The 22,005-nt window shown below is 39.0% G+C and carries 21 protein-coding genes; 6 read left to right on the forward strand and 15 right to left on the reverse strand.

Going from position 1 to position 22,005, the window contains the following annotated elements; translation table 11 throughout:
• Positions 1–20: 20 nt before the first annotated feature.
• Genes WAA86_RS04865 through WAA86_RS04875 form a run of 3 tightly spaced genes read right to left on the reverse strand, consistent with a single transcriptional unit; the run spans position 21 to position 3,090 of the window.
• Positions 21–1,109, reverse strand: a complete 1,089-nt coding sequence (locus WAA86_RS04865; RefSeq protein ID WP_337299859.1) for an AMP-binding protein — start codon at positions 1,107–1,109, stop codon at positions 21–23.
• Positions 1,110–1,114: 5 nt separating this feature from the next.
• Positions 1,115–2,047 carry a CPBP family intramembrane glutamic endopeptidase gene (locus WAA86_RS04870; RefSeq protein WP_337299860.1) on the reverse strand — a complete coding sequence of 311 codons (933 nt, stop codon included), beginning with the start codon at positions 2,045–2,047 and terminating at the stop codon, positions 1,115–1,117.
• Positions 2,038–3,090 (reverse strand): o-succinylbenzoate synthase, encoded by a 1,053-nt coding sequence (locus tag WAA86_RS04875; RefSeq protein ID WP_337299976.1) that lies wholly within the window; start codon positions 3,088–3,090, stop codon positions 2,038–2,040. Before WAA86_RS04875 ends, WAA86_RS04870 begins: the two co-directional genes overlap by 10 nt.
• Before the next feature lie 47 nt (positions 3,091–3,137).
• On the opposite strand from WAA86_RS04875, the gene WAA86_RS04880 reads away from it, so the two are divergent.
• Positions 3,138–3,932: an SDR family oxidoreductase gene (locus tag WAA86_RS04880; RefSeq protein WP_337299861.1), complete on the forward strand. Its 795-nt coding sequence runs from the start codon at positions 3,138–3,140 to the stop codon at positions 3,930–3,932.
• Here WAA86_RS04880 and WAA86_RS04885 read toward each other — a convergent pair whose 3' ends face one another.
• From WAA86_RS04885 to WAA86_RS04930, 10 genes are all read right to left on the reverse strand, one after another.
• Complete coding sequence (locus WAA86_RS04885) at positions 3,933–4,613, reverse strand: metal-dependent hydrolase (protein ID WP_337299862.1); 681 nt, start codon at positions 4,611–4,613, stop codon at positions 3,933–3,935.
• Positions 4,614–4,636: 23 nt separating this feature from the next.
• Positions 4,637–6,598, reverse strand: a complete 1,962-nt coding sequence (locus WAA86_RS04890) for a sensor histidine kinase (protein ID WP_337299863.1) — start codon at positions 6,596–6,598, stop codon at positions 4,637–4,639.
• A 587-nt stretch (positions 6,599–7,185) separates the two neighbouring features.
• Positions 7,186–7,938 (reverse strand): LytR/AlgR family response regulator transcription factor, encoded by a 753-nt coding sequence (locus WAA86_RS04895; protein WP_337299864.1) that lies wholly within the window; start codon positions 7,936–7,938, stop codon positions 7,186–7,188.
• A gap of 33 nt (positions 7,939–7,971) precedes the next feature.
• The gene (menA, locus tag WAA86_RS04900) at positions 7,972–8,880 is read right to left on the reverse strand and encodes a 1,4-dihydroxy-2-naphthoate octaprenyltransferase (protein WP_337299865.1); all 909 of its coding nucleotides are present in this window, start codon (positions 8,878–8,880) and stop codon (positions 7,972–7,974) included.
• Between the two features lie 2 nt (positions 8,881–8,882).
• Positions 8,883–9,482 (reverse strand): SPOR domain-containing protein, encoded by a 600-nt coding sequence (locus tag WAA86_RS04905; RefSeq protein WP_337299866.1) that lies wholly within the window; start codon positions 9,480–9,482, stop codon positions 8,883–8,885.
• Between the two features lie 171 nt (positions 9,483–9,653).
• Positions 9,654–10,484, reverse strand: coding sequence for a CvfB family protein (locus WAA86_RS04910; protein ID WP_337299867.1), 831 nt, complete (start codon positions 10,482–10,484; stop codon positions 9,654–9,656).
• Positions 10,485–10,588: 104 nt separating this feature from the next.
• Positions 10,589–10,930 (reverse strand): DUF2853 family protein, encoded by a 342-nt coding sequence (locus WAA86_RS04915; protein WP_062054454.1) that lies wholly within the window; start codon positions 10,928–10,930, stop codon positions 10,589–10,591.
• 37 nt (positions 10,931–10,967) lie between these two features.
• A complete protein-coding gene (menD, locus tag WAA86_RS04920) occupies positions 10,968–12,698 on the reverse strand; it encodes a 2-succinyl-5-enolpyruvyl-6-hydroxy-3-cyclohexene-1-carboxylic-acid synthase (RefSeq protein ID WP_337299868.1) in 1,731 nt (576 codons plus the stop codon).
• A gap of 51 nt (positions 12,699–12,749) precedes the next feature.
• Entirely contained in the window at positions 12,750–13,877 is a 1,128-nt protein-coding gene (locus WAA86_RS04925) for a chorismate-binding protein (protein WP_337299869.1), read from the reverse strand.
• A gap of 1 nt (position 13,878) precedes the next feature.
• Entirely contained in the window at positions 13,879–14,301 is a 423-nt protein-coding gene (locus WAA86_RS04930) for a PaaI family thioesterase (protein ID WP_337299870.1), read from the reverse strand.
• A 110-nt stretch (positions 14,302–14,411) separates the two neighbouring features.
• On the opposite strand from WAA86_RS04930, the gene WAA86_RS04935 reads away from it, so the two are divergent.
• From WAA86_RS04935 to WAA86_RS04955, 5 genes are all read left to right on the forward strand, one after another.
• On the forward strand, positions 14,412–15,053 hold the full coding sequence (locus tag WAA86_RS04935) for an alpha/beta hydrolase (protein WP_337299871.1): 642 nt from the start codon (positions 14,412–14,414) through the stop codon (positions 15,051–15,053).
• A gap of 264 nt (positions 15,054–15,317) precedes the next feature.
• A complete protein-coding gene (locus WAA86_RS04940) occupies positions 15,318–16,031 on the forward strand; it encodes a Crp/Fnr family transcriptional regulator (protein ID WP_337299872.1) in 714 nt (237 codons plus the stop codon).
• Between the two features lie 221 nt (positions 16,032–16,252).
• Complete coding sequence (locus WAA86_RS04945; protein ID WP_337299873.1) at positions 16,253–16,783, forward strand: hypothetical protein; 531 nt, start codon at positions 16,253–16,255, stop codon at positions 16,781–16,783.
• A 400-nt stretch (positions 16,784–17,183) separates the two neighbouring features.
• A complete protein-coding gene (locus WAA86_RS04950) occupies positions 17,184–17,711 on the forward strand; it encodes a hypothetical protein (protein ID WP_337299874.1) in 528 nt (175 codons plus the stop codon).
• Between the two features lie 359 nt (positions 17,712–18,070).
• Positions 18,071–18,892 (forward strand): hypothetical protein, encoded by an 822-nt coding sequence (locus WAA86_RS04955; protein ID WP_337299875.1) that lies wholly within the window; start codon positions 18,071–18,073, stop codon positions 18,890–18,892.
• 65 nt (positions 18,893–18,957) lie between these two features.
• Here the strand turns inward: WAA86_RS04955 and WAA86_RS04960 are convergent, their stop codons facing one another.
• The gene (locus tag WAA86_RS04960; protein ID WP_337299876.1) at positions 18,958–19,884 is read right to left on the reverse strand and encodes a hypothetical protein; all 927 of its coding nucleotides are present in this window, start codon (positions 19,882–19,884) and stop codon (positions 18,958–18,960) included.
• A gap of 131 nt (positions 19,885–20,015) precedes the next feature.
• The gene (gene dnaK, locus WAA86_RS04965; RefSeq protein WP_337299877.1) at positions 20,016–21,923 is read right to left on the reverse strand and encodes a molecular chaperone DnaK; all 1,908 of its coding nucleotides are present in this window, start codon (positions 21,921–21,923) and stop codon (positions 20,016–20,018) included.
• Between the last annotated feature and the right edge of the window lie 82 nt (positions 21,924–22,005).

Here is a 22,005-nt window from a genome sequence, read left to right on the forward strand (position 1 = left end):
GTTTTAGTAATACCGTGAATTTATACTGTGGCTAGTTCAATGGTTCTATTTCTATCTAGTTTACCGTTTCCGGTTTCAGCAAATTTGGCTACGGACACCATTTTCTTTGGAATTTCAAAATTCTGGAGGGATCCCTTATTTTTTAATTCCTCCAAAAAGTTGTTGGCCACGCCGTTCCCTTCTACGAATAGCACCAATTTTTCCCCTAGGACTTCATCGGGCATTCCGGTTACAAAAAATCTTGTGGAGAGGTATGATGACAATTTACTTTCAATTTCTTCCGGGATCAGCTTGACTCCTCCTGAATTGATGATGTTATCATAGCGACCCAGCCATTTAAATTCATGGTCATCTATAATTTCCACCAGATCATTCGTGACTACAGCCTCCTCTGACAGTAAGGGTGCATCTATGACCAGACATCCCCTTTCATCGGCATGTATTTTTATATCTGGAAGTACTTTAAAGTTACGATCGCTCTTATCTGGGTTTTGACTAACTTTTTTTATGGCGACATGGCTAACGGTTTCCGTCATACCATAGGTCTCATAAATGTCATTATCCAAAGCTTGGATTTTGTCTCTAAGCTGCATGGACAATGGGGCTCCCCCGACAATCAAAGTTTTGATCTGATCTACTTGGTCCAATGAATTTTCCAATTGTAAAGGGACCATGGCCCCAAATTTATACGATTTGGAAATACCGGCCAATGGCGTTGCTGTGGGCTCCACATAGTCTAACCTTAACCCAAGTACCATGGCTCTGACCAGCATCATTTTACCCGCAATATAGGACGCGGGCAAACAATGAATCACGGCGTCCCCGGCTTCCAAACCAAAAAACTCTGCGGTTCCCAAAGCCGAATTTATCATATGCTCTTTTCTAAGGAGTACCGTTTTGGGCATTCCCGTAGAACCGGATGTTTTTACGCTGATGGTGGGCTTATCATTCAGCCAATCCAATAGGAAATCTCCGAATGGATTTTCAAAAGGGACTCCTTCTTTTATCAAACAATATCCAATTTCCCTTAATTCCGCTGCATTACAGGAGATACCATTTATTTTAAACTTTGGATGAACTTCATTATAATTGGTTACCATTGTTTCCATAACATTTAGCTGATTGATTTTTCTACTTGTAATTTTCCTATTAATCTTTCTTTCCAGTTTTTCCATCCATATTTCTTCGAAAAAATATAAAGAACGGTTGGATATATTACCAATACCGGGATAAAAACGTCCCAGCCCAATTGGGGCTGCGAAATATCCCTATAAATTGAATCGGTTTGAAAGGCTGTCCAATCGGCCGTCACCAAAAGGGCCGTCGTCAAATTATTGGCGGCATGAAAGCCCAATGCAAGTTCCAAACCTTCGTCCATTAATGTCATGATCCCCAAAAAGAACCCTGTTCCTATATAATACACCATTATGCCATAACCCAATTTTTCCACTTCGGGGTTTCCCAAATGCAAAAGTCCGAAGACAAGGGAGGTAATAACCAAGGGCAGCCACCGGTTTTTAACCAAAATGCCAATGCCCTGCATCAAATACCCTCGCATCAAATATTCTTCACAACTGGTCTGTACAGGGATCAATATCCCACCGATGACCAAAAGATATAAAAAAGGTTCCAGTTTAAAATTAAAAATATAATCCTCCGGTGAAAATGCTATGTCGACCCCAACCATAATAATGGAAATGATCGCCCAAAGAAAAAAAGCAAAACCGATCCTATTCCAGTCCACCTTTATTCGAGAAGTGGTCAAATCGATAATTTTTTGATTGTGTACAAGCTTTGCTGTCAACAAGGTCGCCAACAGTCCAAATGCGAAGGACAATAGCATTAGAAACAAAAAAAGATTGGTACCCAATAAGGCAGACATCCCCGGGATATCTACTGGCATATTGCCTTGCCCTACCGATTTTACAATAAGGGTTGCGACCAACGGAAGCATCCCTATAATTTGCCAACCAAAAAAAATGATAATAATACCCACTACATAACGCCAACCTTCATGAAGGCCTTTATAAGCCTGTTCTATGTACATATCTGCTCAATTTTATTCATATCCCAAGTTTCATTTTTTTGGTAATATATCTTACCGTTTTCAACCTTTAAAGGCGATTTTATATTATTGGTGTACAAGCTTCCCGTTCCTAAACCTTGGGGGAGATCATTTTGCAAGGTAGCAGTCCATTGGGCTATGGCATTTAATCCAATATTACTCTCCAAGGCACTGGTGACCCACCAGCCGATATGGTATTTTTCAGCAATATCTATCCATTCCGAACTACCTCGGAACCCTCCTACCAAACTAGGTTTTAAAATGATGTAATGTGGCCGTATCGCTTTTAGCAATTTTTCTTTTTCTTTCAAGGAGGTCACTCCTATCAATTCCTCATCCAAGGCTATGGGCAATGGGGAATTGGCACATAATTCCATCATTTCAGAACTATGGCCCTGTTTTATGGGTTGTTCAATGGAATGAAGGTCGTATTGTGAGAGAATTTTAAGTTTCTCCATGGCCTCCTCCATCTTAAAGGCACCATTGGCATCTACACGAAGTTCTATTTGGTTCTTATTGTACTTTTTACGAATGGAAGATAATAAGGATATCTCAGTATCGAAATCTATGGCCCCAATTTTCATTTTAATGCAATTGAAACCCTCGGCCAATTTTTGTTGTATCTGTTCGAGCATAAAACCTTCATCGCCCATCCAGACCAAGCCATTGATAGCAATGGGCCTCGCCTCTTTGGTAAAGGGAGAGGGGAAAAGTTCAAAAGGCTCCTTGGATTCATAAGAGACAAACGCCTGTTCGATCCCAAATTGGATACTTGGAAAATCCGCTAGCTGGCTCCATAGTTTTTTACTTCCCAAATGAATGTTGTCGCAGGTCCATTTTAACTTAGCCTCATAGTCGGGAACATCATCAATACTCAACCCTCTCAGTATTCCACATTCCCCAATACCAAAACGATCCCCATCTTTAATGACAAGGAACCAAGTCTCTTTTTGGTGAAGCACCCCACGGGAAGTTCCACTTGGTCTTTTGAAGTCCAAGATGTATTTTTTGTACTCGGCTTTAATCATATGGAACCAAATTTAACTATATTTTGAATGATTAAAACAAAGAAATGAAAAGGATTGGGGATAAAACAATTTGGATTACCGGAGCGTCTTCGGGAATTGGGGAAGCACTTACTTACGAACTATCCAAATTGGGCTGTTCGCTGGTGATATCTTCTAGGAATGAAGCACAACTAAGGACCATTAAAAATAAATGCACCTATCCGGAGCAAGTCCATATGCTGTGCTTGGAACTGGATGATTACCAAGGAATGGATGATGTAGTTCTAAAAGCTATTTCCTTTTACGGTCAAATAGACATCCTGATCAACAATGCCGGAATCAGCCAACGTTCCTTGATCGCCAATACCGATATAGAAGTTTATAAAAAACTTATGGATACCAATTATCTGGGTACCGTAGCTTTGACAAAGGCCATTCTGCCCCACTTCATAAAACAAGGGAAGGGGCAATTTGTCACCGTGACCAGTGTAATGGGAAAGTTTGGATCTCCATACCGTTCTGGTTATTGTGCGGCCAAACATGCCCTTCACGGCTTTTTTGATGTCCTGCGCATGGAACACGAAAAAGACGGTATTTTGGTTACCCTTATATGCCCTGGTTTTGTAAATACCAATATTGCCAAAAATGCCCTGACCGGAAGTGGTCTAAAGCAATTGAGTAATGATCATGCCACTGTAAATGGATTGGACCCTACTGTTTTTGCCATCAAGATGATCCAAGCTATAAGGGAACAAAAATTTGAGGCCTATATTGGGAAAAAGGAAATCTTAGGCGTATACCTTAAACGATTCCTCCCTAAGTTGCTCCACAGGGTGGTTTTAAAAAGCGAGGTCAGGTAATTAAATGTTGATATAATCCCCAATTTCCAGCAGGTGTAATTTTTTACCTGAGTCACCAAACTTTTTCAGTGCCAATTCGTGGTCTATCTCAATATATCCAAAAGTATCAAAGTGATAGCCCAAGATAGTATCACAGGCTACAAAGTCAGACGCCAAAACGGCATCATCCACGCCCATGGTAAAGTTGTCCCCTATGGGCAATACGGCCAAATCCAGTTTAGTGGTAAGCGGAATCAATTTCATATCCATGGTCAGGGCCGTGTCCCCAGCGATGTAAATATTTTTTTCATGGTCAGAAAGAACAAATCCCCCAGGTTGTCCACCATAAGATCCGTCTGGAAAAGAAGAGGTATGGATGGCATTGACATACTTAAGTATCCCAAAATCAAAATTCCATTGTCCTCCATGATTCATGGGATGTGCTTTAAATCCTTTCTCCTGATAGTGAACGGCAATTTCATAGTTGCTGACAATGGTGGCTCCAGAAGTCTTTGCAATGGCCTCCACATCCAATATATGGTCTTGATGCGCATGGGTAACCAAGATATAATCCGGATTTAAGTCCTTGACCTTAATCTTTTCTTTCGCTTTTTCATTGCCCGAAATAAATGGGTCTACCAATAAGGTTTTACCACCTGTCTCTATGAGTAACGTTGCATGCCCTAAAAAAGTAATTTTCATGATTCTGGATTTTTGATTCAAATTTATTTAAAATTGAACCAAAAACGGACTCCATCGGCAGTTTTGTCGATATTCAAGGTAGATTGAAGCTGATTCACCAAACGGTTCATCAAACGAATACCCATTGAGGCGCTGGTACGCTCGTCCGTATCTTCTGGTAAGCCAATACCATTATCGGTATATTCAAAATATCCCTGTTCCCCATTTTTACGAAGATGTATATAGATTTTTCCATTTTCATCATCCGTAGGGAATGCATATTTAAAGGAATTGGAGACAAGTTCATTGAGTATCAATCCAAATGGAATGGCCCTATCTATATCCAGTTCTGTACCTTCAGCATCAATGGTAATGTTAATATTATGTCCTCCTTTTTTATAGACCGATTGGATACTATTGATCAAACTTTCAATATAGCCCTGCATTTCAATAACCGAAAGGTCATCGTTCTGATACAATTTTTGATGGATCAGGGCCATGGCCTTAACCCTGCTCTTGCCTTCTTCCAGTGCTTCTATAGCAGCCTTGCTCCTGGTATTTTTGGTCTGGAGGCTCAATAGACTGGATACCATTTGAAGATTGTTCTTCACCCTATGGTGAATTTCTTTAAGGAGTGAATCTTTTTCCACCAAAGAGGCCTCAATGATATACTTCTGTTCGGCAATCAAACGCTGGGTCTTTATACTCTTCAAATAAGCATAAACCAATCCGGCAAAACCCAATAGGGTAAATATTAAAGAGATAAAAACTAGACTGATACGTTCGTCTTTGGCTTGTAGATCTAGACGGGATTTTTCCAACGCCAATTTCTGTTCCTGCATTTGGTTCCTGCTGTTCTCCAAATCCTGGCTGGTCAATGCGGCCAATTGCTGGGTGCGCAATGCAGATTCATAAACATTTATTGAATCCCTGATTCGAACATTTTTCTTTAGATAGAAAGCGGCATTTCTATAATCCTGAATTTTATCGTAATAGGTAGCCAAGGCCCTATTCTTTTTCAAGATATTGTCAATTTTTCTTGGCTGGAGATCTGCTTTAAGATACTGTCTGGCCTTTTCGTAATTACCCAACTGAAGGTGGCATTCTGCCAGTTCCAGCGTGTTCTCCACTACATCGGAAGAGAATTTTCCTTTATTGAATTCTTTTATGGTAATAATACTGCCCTCAAGCCATGGAATCGCTTCCTTATATTGTCTTAATTGTGCATAGCACCTACCAATATTTCCCTCAATGATACCTTTCAAATAATTGGCCTCAATAATTTCCCTTTCCGTTCTAATATTGGTAATGTCATTCAAGAAAATATCTATGTGTCCTTTGGCCTCCTTGAATTTTGATAGTGCTACGGAAGAGGAGTTATCCAAGCGCAGATAATTCCCAATGTTATTGTGGTATTTTGCCAAGGAATAGTGGTCATCCTCACTAATGGTCTTCATGACTTCCATGATATAGTCCTGCATGGCCTTTCTTGGAAGGCCCAGATTGGCATAAATATCATAGGTGGCAACATTTTTACTCAAGCCTATCGCCTTCTTCTCCTTACGGATTTCCAATTGTTTGTCATACATCTGAAGGCGGGCATAATTGTAATCCATCAGATCTAACAGGATCTTTTTCGTATTGAGATCCAAACTACTTTTATTCTTATAAAGCTCATTGGCAATAGCCACACTTTTATCATAATCACCTAGATCGTGATAGATTTGGGACTGCATTATTTTGAACTTCCTGATACTGATGGAATCCTTGTCCTTTTCAGCCTTTACCAAATCCACTTGAACGGCATCCAACCAATCATAAGCAGAATTTTCATTGTACCTGTTGGGAGAATCAAAGAAGTAGTTGAACTTATCAGTAGCACCTTCCTTGATCTTGAACTTTCTTAAGGTGCTGTCCTCCTTCGAAACGGATTGTGCATGTAAAACACCCGTAGCCAAGTGAAACGCAATTAAAAATCCAAATATGTTGATAAGCAACCTAACCATAATTTGCCAAGGAATAAAATTCATTAAATTTTTCAAAGGTACCATCCCTTTGATACTTGTAAAATAAGTCGTTTGAAACGGACAGACGATTCATATTTCAAAAATAACATTATAAAATGTCAACGATGAAATTTTGTTGTCAATAGATTTGATAATGTGGCCAGTTTTTGTCCTCCACAATGCAACAAACGTCACCTTTTCATTTGCCAAAAAGCAGCAGTAAAATTAAGTTCAAGAATAAACCTGTCTCTTATGGCAGCCTTATTTTTTAAGGCAACCATAATAACTAAAAAGGCCGTACATCAGATGCACAGCCTTTTAGGAACACTATATATGAAAATGATAAGATTTGGGTCTCTTTCAATTACACTTCAAAGATATGTGCATCTTAGGTATTTGCCATACTATTGTTGTATAACCGCCCAGAAATGTTGTGAAATGCAACATTTAATTTTAAGGGTGTATTTCATCGATAAAATAAACCCTTTTTGTAGAAAAATATAGCTTGGATTTCACAAAGTGATCAAAATCAAAAAACCATTCCCAGCAGATACTGAGAATGGTTTTATGACTTACTGGAATAAAATTTACGAGTTCATCGCCGAAATAATGAACTCCTTGAATTCTTTGGATATAGGTATTAATGTATTATTGATCATGATATCCTTTGAATTGATGGCATCAATATGATCCACATTGACGATATATGATTTATGGGCCCTATAAAATTTATTCTGGGGCAATTTCTCCAGGTAATCCTTTAATGGTGATCTGACCAAAAATTTCTTATCCGCTGTGTTCACTTCCAAGTAAACGTTATCCGCTTTAATGAATTGGATGTCGCCAAATTGTATCCTGTAATACAAATGTTGTTTTTTAACGAAGATAGAATCTTTCAGTACTGAATTGGACATGAGCTTCTCATCCTCATCATTGGAGTTATCACTATCTCCTTTTTCAGAATAATTGAAACTGGAAAGTGCTATTTCGATGGAAGTGTAAAGATCCTGCTGTTCAAATGGCTTCACCAAATACCCGTTGGGCTTCACCGTCTTGGCATTTTCTACCGTGGCCCTATCCGAGTTGGAAGTCACAAAAATGAAGGGAATATTATAGTTGTCCCTGATGTGTTTTCCAAGATCTATTCCCGTCTTGTCCGAAGCTAGAATGATATCAATTAGGACCAGGTCTACCTGATTGTTTTTAAGTACTTCCACTGCCTGTTCATAGACAATCACATTGTCTACTATCTCATAGCCAATCTCCTCTAACATCGATTGCATATCATCAGCGATGATGACGTTATCCTCTACTATAAGAATCTTAATTGGTTGTTCCAAATTGAGTGTGGTTTGATTGTTAACTGACCAAATTTACGAAAAAATATTAAAAGAAAAGTAAAACAATATTGCCAATAAAAATGTACTTAGCGCCAATTTTTTCAGTTCTGGATCCAATAAAACCTGATCCTTGGTTTCATATACTTTTTTCACGTGAGCCCCTATGGGCACAAAGCCCAAAAGTGGAATAACACTGATCCAATCCATGAAGTTAAGACCTATGAACACGAGCATTGCCAGAAAGGCCGTGAGCAATAAAAAGTAGTGGTATCGCTTCCCATTTTGATACCCCATTTTAACCACCAAAGTATTTTTGCCAGCCTTTTTATCGGACTGTGAATCTCTTAAATTATTTAAGTTGAGAACGCCTACGCTCAACAACCCAATGGTGATGGCAGGCAAAAAAGCGTCCATATTAATGAACTTTGTATATAGGAACATACACCCAAGGACCCCTAACAGTCCAAAAAAGAGAAAAACAAATAGATCCCCCAGACCTTTATAACCATAGGCAGAAGTTCCCACAGTATATTTGATGGCCGCCCAGATACTGGCTGCACCTAACACTAAAAACAAAAGAATGTAGCCGTAATATTCAATTCCAAATGCCATGTACACCAATAGGAGTACCAAAAGAATATTTATGACAATACTCAGTACAATCCCCAATTTGAGTTCTTCCTTGGATAAAATACCGCTCTGAAGTGCCCTTTTGGGACCAATTCTATCCTCATTGTCCGTTCCCTTTACCCCGTCGCCATAATCATTGGCAAAATTGGAAGTTACTTGGAACCCGATAGTGGTCAGTAATGCCAGAAAAAAAATAATAGGGTCAGTATAACCATAAAACCCGGCTAATCCGGTACCTACAATTATACCTGAAATGGATAGTGGGAGTGTTCGTAATCTCGCGGCATTGAGCCACGCCTTGGTTTTGGACAAAATTAATAAGGTTCTTCTATTTTAATCCTTTTTCCATCCTGATAGGAAGCAACAAAAGCATCTGCAAAGCCCATTTTGACCAATTGATATCTAAAAGATCTGGCTTCCGCCAAGGATTCAAAATTGCCCAGTGAATAGGAATAAAATGGATGGGTCTTCACCAACATGGTATTGGACAACGCCTCAGAGGTAAGTGTTAGATTATTATCGACAAATGATTTGATCTGTACGGAGTAGATTGTTTCCTTTTCCAAGAAACTCTTGGCCAAATAAAATTCTTTGACTTGACTGAGTTCTTCATTTTTCCTTTTCAGGTTGTCCATTCTATATTTTATTGCTTCCAGACTATCAATGGAAACCAAAAGGTTGTTCCTGTTTTCGTATGAAGCTGAACTGCTGACACCTGCCGAAAAAGAAGTAACGGCCAGGGCTCCTATAAGAAAGAGTCCTGTTATACCCGCCAGTACATTGCGCTGTATCTTGTTCCTTTTAATTTCTTTGTTCTTGAATTTTATCTGATCTAGAAGACGCTCATTGATAATCTGAGCCTTATCAATATCCTTGTGCAATTCCAACAAATCGCTTTCCTCAATGAATGGCATATATTATTTCTGTTTTCAGGGGTCAGTATGATTAAAATTAAGCAAATTCAGCCTATAAATTTACCTAACAACACAAAAATAGAAGTTTTTGATCAAATTAAAAATTTAAAGCTTTTAATATTAGGATATTGACAACTTATTTTAAAGTAAAGATTGAAAAAAGAAGGATCCCTAAACCAAATAAATCCCATCCTCCTTAATGTCAATTTTACGTTCCCTATATAACGTACCGATACCTTTTTTGAAATTCTTTTTGCTCAGCTCAAAGGCATATTTAATGTCCTCCGGGTCAGATTTATCATGGAAAGGCAAGAACCCGCCAGCCTTGGTCAGGTGCTCGTAGATAAGATTGGCCGCTGGCTCCACACTTTTATACCCAATGGGCTCCAGGGAAACATCAATCTTGTTGTCTTCTCTGATGCCTTTTATATAGCCTTTCATCTTATCTCCCACCGATAATTTTTTGAAGATTTCATTGAGATAGACCAGCCCTTTATGTTTATTGTTGATGATAACCTCCCAACCCAGATCTGTCAATCTGGTCACGATTATATCCACCTCTTCCCAGTTACTAACGGTGAGCACCTCATTATCGATAAATTTATCGAGCTTATTGCTTGCGACCAACCGTTGGGTTTTGTCATCCAAATAACAATATACCACATACGATTGTCCTGTTTGCATTTTGGTTCGTTGTTCGCTAAAAGGTACCAAAAGATGCTTTTCCAGACCCCAATCCATAAAGGCGCCAATATTATTGACCTCAACAACTCTAAGTAGGTTGAAGGTATTTCTAACAATATAGGGCTTAATGTTTGTAGTCACGGGCCGTTCTTCGTGGTCCAAATAGCAGAATACGGTAATCTCATCCCCTATTTCATAAATTTCAGGTACATACTTATTGGGCAGTAGCACCTCCGTACCTTCTCCGTCTCCTAAAAAAAGCCCAACACTGGTGTCCCTTAAAATTTCCAAAGTGTTGTAATTGCCTAACTCTATCATAAAATATTATATACTTGATGCCAAAAATACGTTTAAAAAATCTGCCGTAAAAAAAAGCCGCTCTTTTTAAGGAACGGCTTATAGCTTTTTTTTGCATTTAGGGTCTATTTATAAACTGATTCTTTCTTGAAATGCTTGGCCAATAGATAATAGACTACTGCCCTGTACTTATTCCTTTCGGAAGAACCATATTGTTCCATGACACTTTTGATACCTTCCATCAGTTTTGGACTGTCGCTCATCCCCAACTTTTTTATCAAGAAGTTATTTTTTACGGTTTCCAATTCTTTTTCGTCAGAACCAGAAACGGTGGATGCATCTCTATTATAAATTGATGGACCGCAACCAATGGTCACTTTGGTCAAAAAATCCATATCCGGGGTTACCCCAATTTTGGTTTTTAAATCAGAAGCATACTTTTCTATCAGCTCATCTCTTTTACTCATAATGGTCGGTGTTGGTTTAGTTAATTATTATTCCTTCCTAAGATATAAAATCAAAATAACTAAGCAAAATTTTATTGTTCAATACTCGTGGAGTTTTAATTTCCAAGAGTTTGGGTTTGTCCGACTTGGCAAAAAAATCGGATAATTCCGACCCTAAATCCTTTTCGTTTGCTGCCCATCTATAATCCATGTTGAACATGGAACATAAATGGGAGGCATCCAGCTGGTGTACCGTTTCAAAGAAAGTTTCAAAATTTTCTGTATCCTCCTGTCCTGGTAGGATCCTAAATATGCCCCCTCCTTCATTGTTCAATACAATAATCCTAAAATCTGAACGCATATAACTGTTCCAAAGGGCATTACTGTCATAGAAAAAACTTAAGTCGCCCGTTATGAACAATGTGGGTTCCTGCTTTATGACGGAAGCTCCAATTGCCGTAGAGGTACTGCCATCAATGCCACTGGTACCCCTATTGCAAAAAACATGCAAACTTGGATCCAGATCAAAAAGCTGGGCATATCGGATGGTAGAACTGTTGGCCAACTGCAATTGGTAACCATGGGGAATACTATTTAAAATATGATAGAACGCCAGCATATCACTAAACGCAATTTGGTTCATATATTCTTGGCGCTTCAATTGATACCTCTTTTTAACTCCATTCCAGTAATTGAAATAGTTACTTTCCCGAGGGACCAAACTTGTATTGAAATTCTTAAAAAATTGTTTTGGCCCGACCCTAAAATGATGTGAAAGGCAGAAAAAAGTGTCGTTTGCCTTTTTTGGGTCTACGTGCCAATGGTGTTTGGGTTTGAATTTCCTCAAAAAGGCCTTTATTTTCTTGGACACGATCAAGCCTCCAAAGGTCAATAAGATATCTGGCCTCAATTCTTGAAAAAGGGCTTCTTTATTTGAAGACTTTTCAATAGGCGCAACAATACTATCAATGCTGCCAAAGAAATTCGGATGATGAAGATTGGATGTGGTCTCCGTAAATACCAAAACTGATGGGTCATTGGCGACAGTATCCAAAAGGTCTTGCACCTCATGGTCAGGGTAATGCACCCCTACCAAGATCATTTTCCTCTTGGAAGCATTCCAGAGCTCCACAAATGGATCCAGATCTTCCAACTGATGATCTGGCTGTATGTCCTTCAGCGCAACGTGCTTTGTCATTACAGGCTTCTCCAGTACACCGTATAGCGGTTCCTCGAAAGGAACATTCATATGTACGGGAATGTTGTCCGCCAAGGCCATATCCAAGGCCATTAACAACTGGTCTTCATTGTATTTTTGAACAAGTTCCTGCTGATTGCTTTCTTCTTCGGTCATGCCTTGGGGACTATTATTTCTAATGTCCAATTTTAAGTTGGCCGAATATCCTATATGGTTTTGGAAAACATTTTCCTGCCTAATGGTCTGTCCGTCCCCAATATCAATTTTGTGTGGCGGCCTATCCGCCGTGATCACCACCAAAGGAATATCACTATAAAAAGCTTCCGCAATGGCCGGATAATAGTTTAGCAATGCGCTTCCGGAAGAACATAATAAGGCAACTGGCTTTCGCAACTGTTGGGCCATTCCCAAGGCAAAAAACGCAGCACAACGCTCATCAACTATACTGAAGCATTCAAAGAATGGGTCTTCTGAAAAACCAATGGTCAATGGGGCGTTCCGGGAACCGGGAGAAATTACTATATGATTTATACCTCTTGCTTTGCAATGGTAAACTACAGTCTGTGCTGAGGGTATGCTTGTGTATTTCATGAATAACAAAAATACGACGGAAGTCGTTCTTAACCCAATCCTTTAATAGGATTACGATCTATTTTGGATTACTTTTAACATCGTGGACGCTTTGTTTACGGTTTCCTCCCACTCCTGCTCAGGAACAGAATCTTTGGTGATGCCACCCCCAACATAGATACTAGCTTTTTGGCCTATGATTTGCATGGATCGTAAATTGACATATAGGTCGGTTTTGGTGTGAATGGATCTATAGGCCCTGTTCTCTATATTTCTTCTATTGGAGGATCTCGATGTTTCTTCCTTAAAATTCAACTCTCCAAGATAGCCGGTATAGTATTCCCGATCGTAATTTTCATTGGCCTTGATAAATTCATAGGCGTCTTTTTTAGGCAAACCTCCCACGGCAGGTGTAGGATGTACTTCCTCCAGCAACTTTTTTATATCCAATTGTTCCAACCTTCCCTCTATGATTGTCCTGAGGTGCATTAGACCGCCAGCCTGTACAGATTCGGTTTTGGATATCTTCAACTGGGATACCATACCTTGGATGGCGTTGGTGATATAGTCGGTGACCATTTTTTGTTCTTCCTTCTCTTTCTCCCCCCAATGAGGATTGGGATCTCCAGTGTAGGGTTGTGTACCCGCCAAGGACATTGTCCTGATCTCCTTATTCCGGATACGCACCAACTCCTCTGGGGTAGCCCCCAGCCAAAGTCCTACTTTTGGATGATACCACATATAGCAAAATGCCAAAGGATATGTTTTCAATAATTTTAGGAACAATTGAAGAGGTGTACCCTGAATGGGCGACAAAATTCTTCTGGAGAGAACCACTTTTTTAAATGTGCCCTGTTTAATTTCCTCAATGGCTTTGGCTACCAGCTGTAGATGAAAGTTTTTTTCACTGGGATCGATTGGTGGATAGATTACTGCCGACTTAGAACTTTGGTCACCTTGTTGTTCACTTTCAACAAAGTCCGCTTTATGAACCTCATCCGGTTTTAAAAGAATTACAGGTTCGCTGTCATCAAAGGGGGCAAATATAAAACCGGTCTCCTCAAAATCCTTACAGTAATTTAAGAGCCCATCCGATTGAAAAATGGCATTGACGTTTTGTTGGCCCGGTTTTCTATAGGCAACCAATGGCTTTCCTTCTGAAAACTGTTTTTCGATTCGCTGTAAAAGTTGTGGGAACATATTACTTTTTAGGCAGTGCTAAAGTAGTTAGTTTGCACAGAGAAATAAGATTGTCATCCTTATCCGTGATCTTAATATCCCATACTTGCGTGGTGCGCCCTTTGTGCATGATCACGGCCTTGGCATATACATCTCCTTCCTTAATACTTTTTACGTGGTTTGCAGATATCTCTATTCCCCTGACAAAAAACTCCTGTGCGTTTAAAAAAATATACGAAGCGGCACTACCCACACTTTCAGCCAATGCAACCATGGCTCCCCCGTGCAATACACCATCCGGTTGATATACTTTTGGGGTTACGGGCATTTTACCCACCAAGAAATTTTCCCCGACATCTACATATTCGATATCCAAAGTTTCCATTAAAGTGTTTTTTGAATTCTCATTGCAGATGCGCAGTATTTTTTCCTTGTATTCGTTCATATCTGAGTTTTTTGTAAAATTAAGGATTCTATTATCCAAATAGTAATTCTACTTGTATTTAAATGGTATCCCAAATGCCATTCAAATTTGTAAAGTTGTAATTTTGGATCATGAATTCAAATGAAAAGCAGGTAACCTATACCATTTCCAATACCTATAGTACGTTAAATGAGCTCACGGAACAAACCAAGAGAGTATGGTTTGTCTTTCATGGCCTTGGGCAATTAAGTACATATTTTATCCGATATTTTAATGAGCTGCCATCAAAAGAAAATTACATTATTGCTCCGCAGGCACAATCCAAATATTACCTCAACAGCTCCTATTCCCGCGTTGGTGCGTGTTGGCTGACAAAAAACAATACAGGAGAAGGGATTGAGAATGCTCTTGAATATATCGATACGGTCCATAGAAACGAAAAGATACCTGCCCGATGTGAATTGATCATTTTGGGGTTTTCCCAAGGGGTTTCCATGGCAACAAGGTGGGTGGCTTCCAGAAAATTGGAATGCCATCACCTAGTTCTATATGCGGGAAGCCTACCAAAGGAGTTGATACCTGCAGATTTTGCTCATCTCCTTGGGAAACAGTCAAAAGTTACCAGCATCCTAGGGGATACGGATGCCTATATAAATGAAAAAAGAAGGCATGAAGAGGATGCGAAAACTGAACACTTATTTCAGGGGAGGGCTACCCTTGTACATTTTGAAGGTGGACATGAAATTAAAAAGGAAATCATCAATGCACTTTAGGGAATAGCTCCTTATTTATCACGTTCCCATTTTTATAGCCATACAAATCACTTATTTAATTGAATATGAATCATTTATTGATAAACATTTAACACAACGGCACCCTGTTTCTTACATTTTATGTTATTAATTTTTGTAAATTACCAATTCAGAACATTATCTAAGAATTCTCCCCTATTATTTCATTAAGTTATTAAAGCAGGAATGCTTGTAGCAATGCATTTAAGTTCCCTTAATTTTTTTAAGTCTTAAAAAGTTGGCAGTTTGAATATAGGATTAGAAAAATACCGACATTATTACGAAACTCTAACAGAGAGTGAACTCTTTCGTCATGTTACGCACAATTCACTCAATCAGCTTTTGGAAATTTCCGCTGCTCAAAATTGGCCTAAAAAAACATGTATTCTGGACACCAGCCATACCCTTTACACTTTCCATATCCTGATCACTGGAAAAATTAAGGTCTACCATTTCGATTCCTCCAATGATAGGCTGCTTACTTTATTTCTATTACAGGACAATGACGTCTTTGATATTTTTTCGTTGATGGGCTGTGGAACACATAAGGTATACTATGAAGCCTTGGAAGATTCAGAGGTTTTGTGCATACAGGTTCCCTTGATGAAGGAATGGATGAAGGAGAATCCCTTGGTCCACAAATCCTTTTTGTCATACACCGTCCAAAAAATGAACGTTCTTGAAAGGTTTATCATCAATGTTGCATTGGAGGATATCCCTACCCGACTTGCCCGTCTGTTGTACAATAACATGGACAAATCTTCCAGGCAATATCAATCGATATGTGGACTTTCACATAAAGAGCTGGGCGCGCTTATTGGCACTACAAGAGCGGTAGTCAACAGACATATTCAAAATTTTAAGGAAGAAGGTATTCTGGAGGTTAGCAGAAATCAAATTACCATAACCAACATTCACCTACTCAAAGAAAAGTTGCTGGAAAAAAGGTCTAGTTATTAGAAATCTACCAAATTACTAGGTTTTTTTATCAATTAATACATTTAAGGCCCTCAAAGCTACCTAGGTAGCATTTATAATTGTAGTTAGGGCGTACATTAGTAATAGTGAATGGCTAACTATTTTTTACTCGAAGCCAATCCCCCCTCTTCAGGTTATTACAATACTTAGCTAAGCTATATTGGCCAATTAGTTTTGTTTATTAACCTTTAAATAAATATATCATGAAAAATGTTTTAATCGGTTTATTATTTCTGGGTCTGACCAGCCTAGCCTACGCACAGGACAAGCCTGCCAAGGATGCCGACGTAGAGGAAGTAAAGTTGACTGGAGTTACAGTTAAAAACATGAACGCCAACTATTTGAACAAGGTCCAAGACCCTACAACACCGGAAAGAGTGGTGCAATTGGAAAATACCGCAGCCAGATACGATATTACGGAATCCGATATCTATGATGGTAACCACGAGGCCTATGAGGTCATCTTTGAGCAAACCAATGGACGTATCATAGCTACCTATGATCAAGACGGTAATATCCTTACTTCTTTTGAGAAATTTACGGATTTGACCCTTCCTGCACCTGTAAGGAATAATCTTTACAAGGAGTATCCAGGCTGGACTGTTCACAAAGACGCTTACTTGGTTTCTTACTATATAAATTCTGACAATGTGAAGAAATTATATAGGATTCAATTAAGGAAAGAAAACCAAAAGTTAAACCTTAAATGTGATGTAGACGGAAATATTTTATAGATGATGAAATGAATCAATTTCATCATTTTTAATTTGTCTACGCAATGAACTTAAATAAGGGCGGGCAAAAAGCCCGCCCTTATACGTCTCGAGAAACTTTAGATCATCTAATTTTTACAGCTTCTTGAATAAGATGTATAACAAGTAAGCTATGTTAAATTTTTTATACCATTTAAACGGGTATAAAGCATACAAAAAAACAATAAAAACACTGTTAAAACTGGTATAAAGGCTACCAAAGTAGCTTTAGCATACCCTCGATTATAAGTATTTTAGCACAAACAAAAGGCTAGTGATTGTTTATATTTAATCCACTGCCCCCCGAACTTTAGGATAGTACAAGAATTAGTCAAGCTCTATTGACAAATTAATTTTCATTTTTAATCTTAAAAAAATCATCATGAAAAACGTATTATTCGGTTTATTCTTTTTAGGTCTTACCAGCCTAGCTTATTCCCAAGAGATACCTACCAGTATTGACCTCAAAGAAGTAAAATTAATAGGGGTTACCGTAACGCCGTTAAATACAACCTATTTAAGGAAGGTACAGGATCCCGATACTCCAGAGCTTGTTAAAAAACTAGAGAATACCGCAGCAAGATTTGATGTAACGGAAGCCAGCATTTATGACGGCAACCATGAGGGGTATGAGGTCATCTTTCAACAGACCAACGGGCGTATCATAGCCACTTATGATCAAAATGGGAAAATAGTATCCTCTTTTGAAAAGTTTACCGACTTGAACCTTCCACCACGGGTCCGAAACAATATTGCAAAAGAATACCCGGGATGGATAGTACACAAGGATGCCTATTTGGTTTCCTATTATGTGGATTCCGAGCATGTAAAAAAAGTCTATAAAATTCAAATTAGGAAAGAAGATCAAAAAAAGAACCTGAGGTGTACCATAGATGGTGTCATTCTTTAAATATGGCACACTTTTTACTGGTATTTTTAATCTTAAAAAAAGAGGGCATTTGGCCCACTTTTTTTTACCAAGAACCAAATCTTTTTTGGCGAAATCCTTAGACTAAGTGGGTGAAGATTCTATTTTCATTCCAGGCACTCCATAGATCATGATAGGCACAGGTGACATGAACCATGCCTGTCCTATTTGTCTACTTATTACATCCTCAAATTGGAGCGGTCTATAGATGAAACGACATCTTTATCCGACAAAATACTCAAGTTCACCACAAATTGTAAGGCGTTGACATCATATTTTTTTCCCATTGGAAATTTATTTCCTTCTTGCGGGCGAATACTTTGAAATTAACCCCCAATATCATGAACAGAGCAACCCTAGTATTAATTTCCATCCTATTTTTGAATTCGGCAATATATGCGAACTGCGGAGAAGCTTATTCCTCGGCTACCTATGCGTTGAATCACACCAAAAAGTCATTGGATTCCAATAATTTTGACCATCAGATGTACTATGCCGATAGGGCCATTGAAGCATTGGAAAAAACAAAAGGATTGGCGGAAAATTGTGGCTGTGACGACTCTACGGATTTTATCCTAAATGGTTTGGTAGATTTAAAAAAATCAGCAGATCCCGAAGATTGGGACAAAGGAAGGTATTTTGCTCAAAAGGCCTATGAAGACCTACAGTCCTTGATAAACGCCTTTGATGTCTGCACCAGTTCCGCTCCTAGCATCAATTACAGTATTGACAATATTGCGGCCACAGAAGCATCAAGTACGGCACTACAGATGGAAGAAAATGGACTAAAAGAACAACAGAAACAATTGGAGTTGCAACAACAAAAAATATTGGAGCAGCAACGTCTGTTGGAAAGGAAAATTGAGGAACAAAAAAGATTGGCGGCAGAAATTCAAAGGGCCAGGGAATTGGAATATGAAGAGCAATTGAAACTGAAAAGGATTGCTGAAATTTCCTTAATGGAATATGAGGCAAAACTAAAAGAGCTGGCAACTGCTCTTGGATGTTCCAACCCCTCAACCACCAACATTGTGAATGCCGCACGGAGCGAAAAAGCATTGAGAAGTGAAACACTGGAGGCTACACGGAAATACTATGTGGATCAAGCGTTATTGCTGCAAAAACAGGCGGTGGAAAGCCTGAACATATGTGCGAAGCAATAAACTCACATTAACCAATAAAAAAGGGCTGTGTTGGAAACGGCCCTTTTTTTTATGGTAACAGGCTATCAATTGGATATATAATATTTGATTTTTCTGGTAACATAAGAATTATCCGGGGTCACTATCTGCTTAACCCAATTTCCATTCTCTGTATTATCATATTGGTAAATATATTTTTTCAAGGATATCCCCTGCCCTATTTTGGTCCTTAGTTCCATCAACATTCCCATTTGATTATAGACATAGGTTTTGCTTAGTTTGGGCACAAACTTCTTTGTTTTTTCATCAAAAACAAGGTCGGTCTCAGAGATAAGCTTCTTTTTAGCATTGTATACCTGTTCCTTGGCGGTATTGGGCTCACCGTTTAAATAATCCGTTACCAATATTACTTTCTTTTGGATGTTGGTTTTCGATTTTGTTTCCGTGGTCTTGACGGTTTTCAACAATTCGGAATTTAAATAATAAGACGCGGTCTTTTCCCCTGGACCAGAAGCATATTCTATGGAAGTTTCATCAATTCCATCGTTATTGGTCCTTTTGATCCTTACCAAGTGATCGTCCTTATCATAATGATACTCGTACTTGTCCAGAAATTCCTTGTTATAGGAAACAATTTTTTCTGTTATTTTTTTATTTCCAGTGGTATCTATGGTATAAATATTAGCAATGGACGTATTTCTATCAAATACCCCATCCCTATAGTTCTCAAAACGCTTTTCCTTTAATTCTCCATTGGCGTATTTATAGATGGTTATATCATAGTCATCATCGTTATAGCGGGTTATGGATTGCGTTAGTAGTCCGTCTTCATTAAATTCGAATTCCTCCCTGCCATAATCGGTAATGATCAAACATGATTTAACCGGACCTTTTAGGTCGAAGTCGGTGTATTTGAAAATATTGATCTCTTGGGAGAGTACCGTTTGCGTACCAAACAGGGCTGTAATACCCACTAATATGCCCAATGAGATTGATTTGTAGTTTTTTACCATGGCCCAAAATTAGTTGATATTCATCCAAAACAAAAAGAAAAGAAGGTCAAATAAAAAAGGGACGAATTGCTTCGTCCCTTTTATGGTTAAAGATTTGCTTGATTTTACGATCAAACACCTCTATTTGTCATTTATTTTACTTCCTCGAAGTCAACATCTTCTACATTGTCACCTTCCTTGGCTCCAGCATCTGCACTAGGTTCACCGTTTGGAGATGCTCCTGCTTGTTGTCCTTCGGCTTGCGCTTTGTACATTTCTTCGGAAGCTGATTTCCACGCTTCGTTGATTTTATCCAAAGCTGGAGAGATCATAGCTAAATCTTTCGACTCATAAGCTTTCTTCAATTCCTCCAAAGCATCTTCAATTGGTTTCTTTTTATCGTCCGATAATTTTTCGCCAAATTCTTTCAGTTGCTTTTCGGTTTGGAAGATCATTCCGTCCGCTTCGTTCAACTTATCAGCAGTTTCTTTCGCTTTTTTATCCGATTCGGCATTGGCTTCTGCCTCAGCTTTCATTTTTTTGATTTCTTCTTCTGTCAATCCTGAAGAAGCTTCAATACGGATATCCTGCGATTTGTTGGTAGCCTTATCTGTTGCAGACACCTTGATGATACCGTTGGCATCAATATCAAAGGTAACTTCAATCTGAGGTGTTCCTCTTTGTGCTGGTGGAATTCCGTCCAAATGGAATCTTCCTATGGTCTTGTTATCCGCAGCCATTGGTCTCTCTCCTTGCAATACATGGATTTCCACAGAAGGCTGATTATCTGCCGCTGTTGAGAATACCTGTGACTTTTTAGTAGGGATAGTTGTGTTGGCCTCAATTAACTTGGTCAGTACACCGCCCATAGTCTCAATACCCAATGACAAAGGAGTTACGTCCAATAAAAGAACGTCCTTTACATCACCGGTCAATACACCTCCCTGGATGGCTGCACCAACGGCAACCACTTCATCGGGGTTCACACCTTTAGATGGTTTTTTTCCAAAGAACTTCTCAACGGCTTCCTGAACAGCAGGAATCCTAGTGGAACCACCTACCAAAATGATTTCATCGATATCACTCTTGGAAAGACCCGCCGCTTTTAGTGCTGTCTCACAAGGTGCTATGGTCCTTTTTACCAAATCCTCGATCAATTGCTCGAATTTTGCTCTGGACAAGGTACGAACCAAATGCTTTGGTCCTGAAGCTGTAGCCGTAACGTAAGGTAGGTTAACCTCTGTTTGTGCAGAAGAAGACAATTCTATCTTGGCCTTTTCAGCTGCTTCACGTAAGCGTTGCAATGCCATTGCATCCTTGCGCAAATCGATTCCTTCTTCCTTATTGAATTCATCTGCCAACCAATCGATGATCTTTTGGTCAACATCGTCACCTCCTAAGTGTGTATCACCATCTGTAGACAATACTTCAAATACTCCATCACCCAATTCTAGGATAGAAACATCATGTGTACCACCTCCAAAGTCAAAAACAACAATTTTTTGCTCGGTATCTTTTTTATCAAGACCGTAGGCCAAAGATGCGGCTGTTGGCTCATTGATAATACGCTCAACTGTTAGACCGGCAATTTCACCAGCTTCTTTGGTAGCTTGTCTCTGGGCGTCGTTAAAGTAAGCAGGCACGGTAATTACCGCTCTAGTTACAGATTGTCCCAAATAATCCTCAGCAGTTTTCTTCATTTTCTGAAGTATCATAGCTGATAATTCTTGTGGAGAATACAAACGTCCATCAATATCAACTCTTGGGGTATCGTTGTCTCCCTTAACTACCTTATAAGGTACTCTTCCTGCTTCCTTACTGGATTCAGAATATTTATTACCCATAAATCTCTTGATAGAGTATATGGTTTTATGTGGGTTTGTGACCGCCTGACGCTTTGCAGGGTCACCTACTTTAATTTCTCCGCCTTCTACAAATGCTATAACAGATGGAGTTGTTCTTTTTCCTTCAGCATTTGGGATAACTACTGGCTCGTTACCTTCCATTACGGATACGCAAGAGTTGGTGGTTCCCAAATCGATTCCAATAATCTTACTCATGTTTATGTTTTTATTGTGTTGAAAATTCCTTTTGTAATTCGATACCTATAAGTCAATGATTGTGCCATTGAAAAAAATATGA

It is taken from the genome of Sediminicola sp. 1XM1-17 (assembly GCF_037203765.1).
Classification (GTDB): Bacteria; Bacteroidota; Bacteroidia; order Flavobacteriales; family Flavobacteriaceae; genus Sediminicola.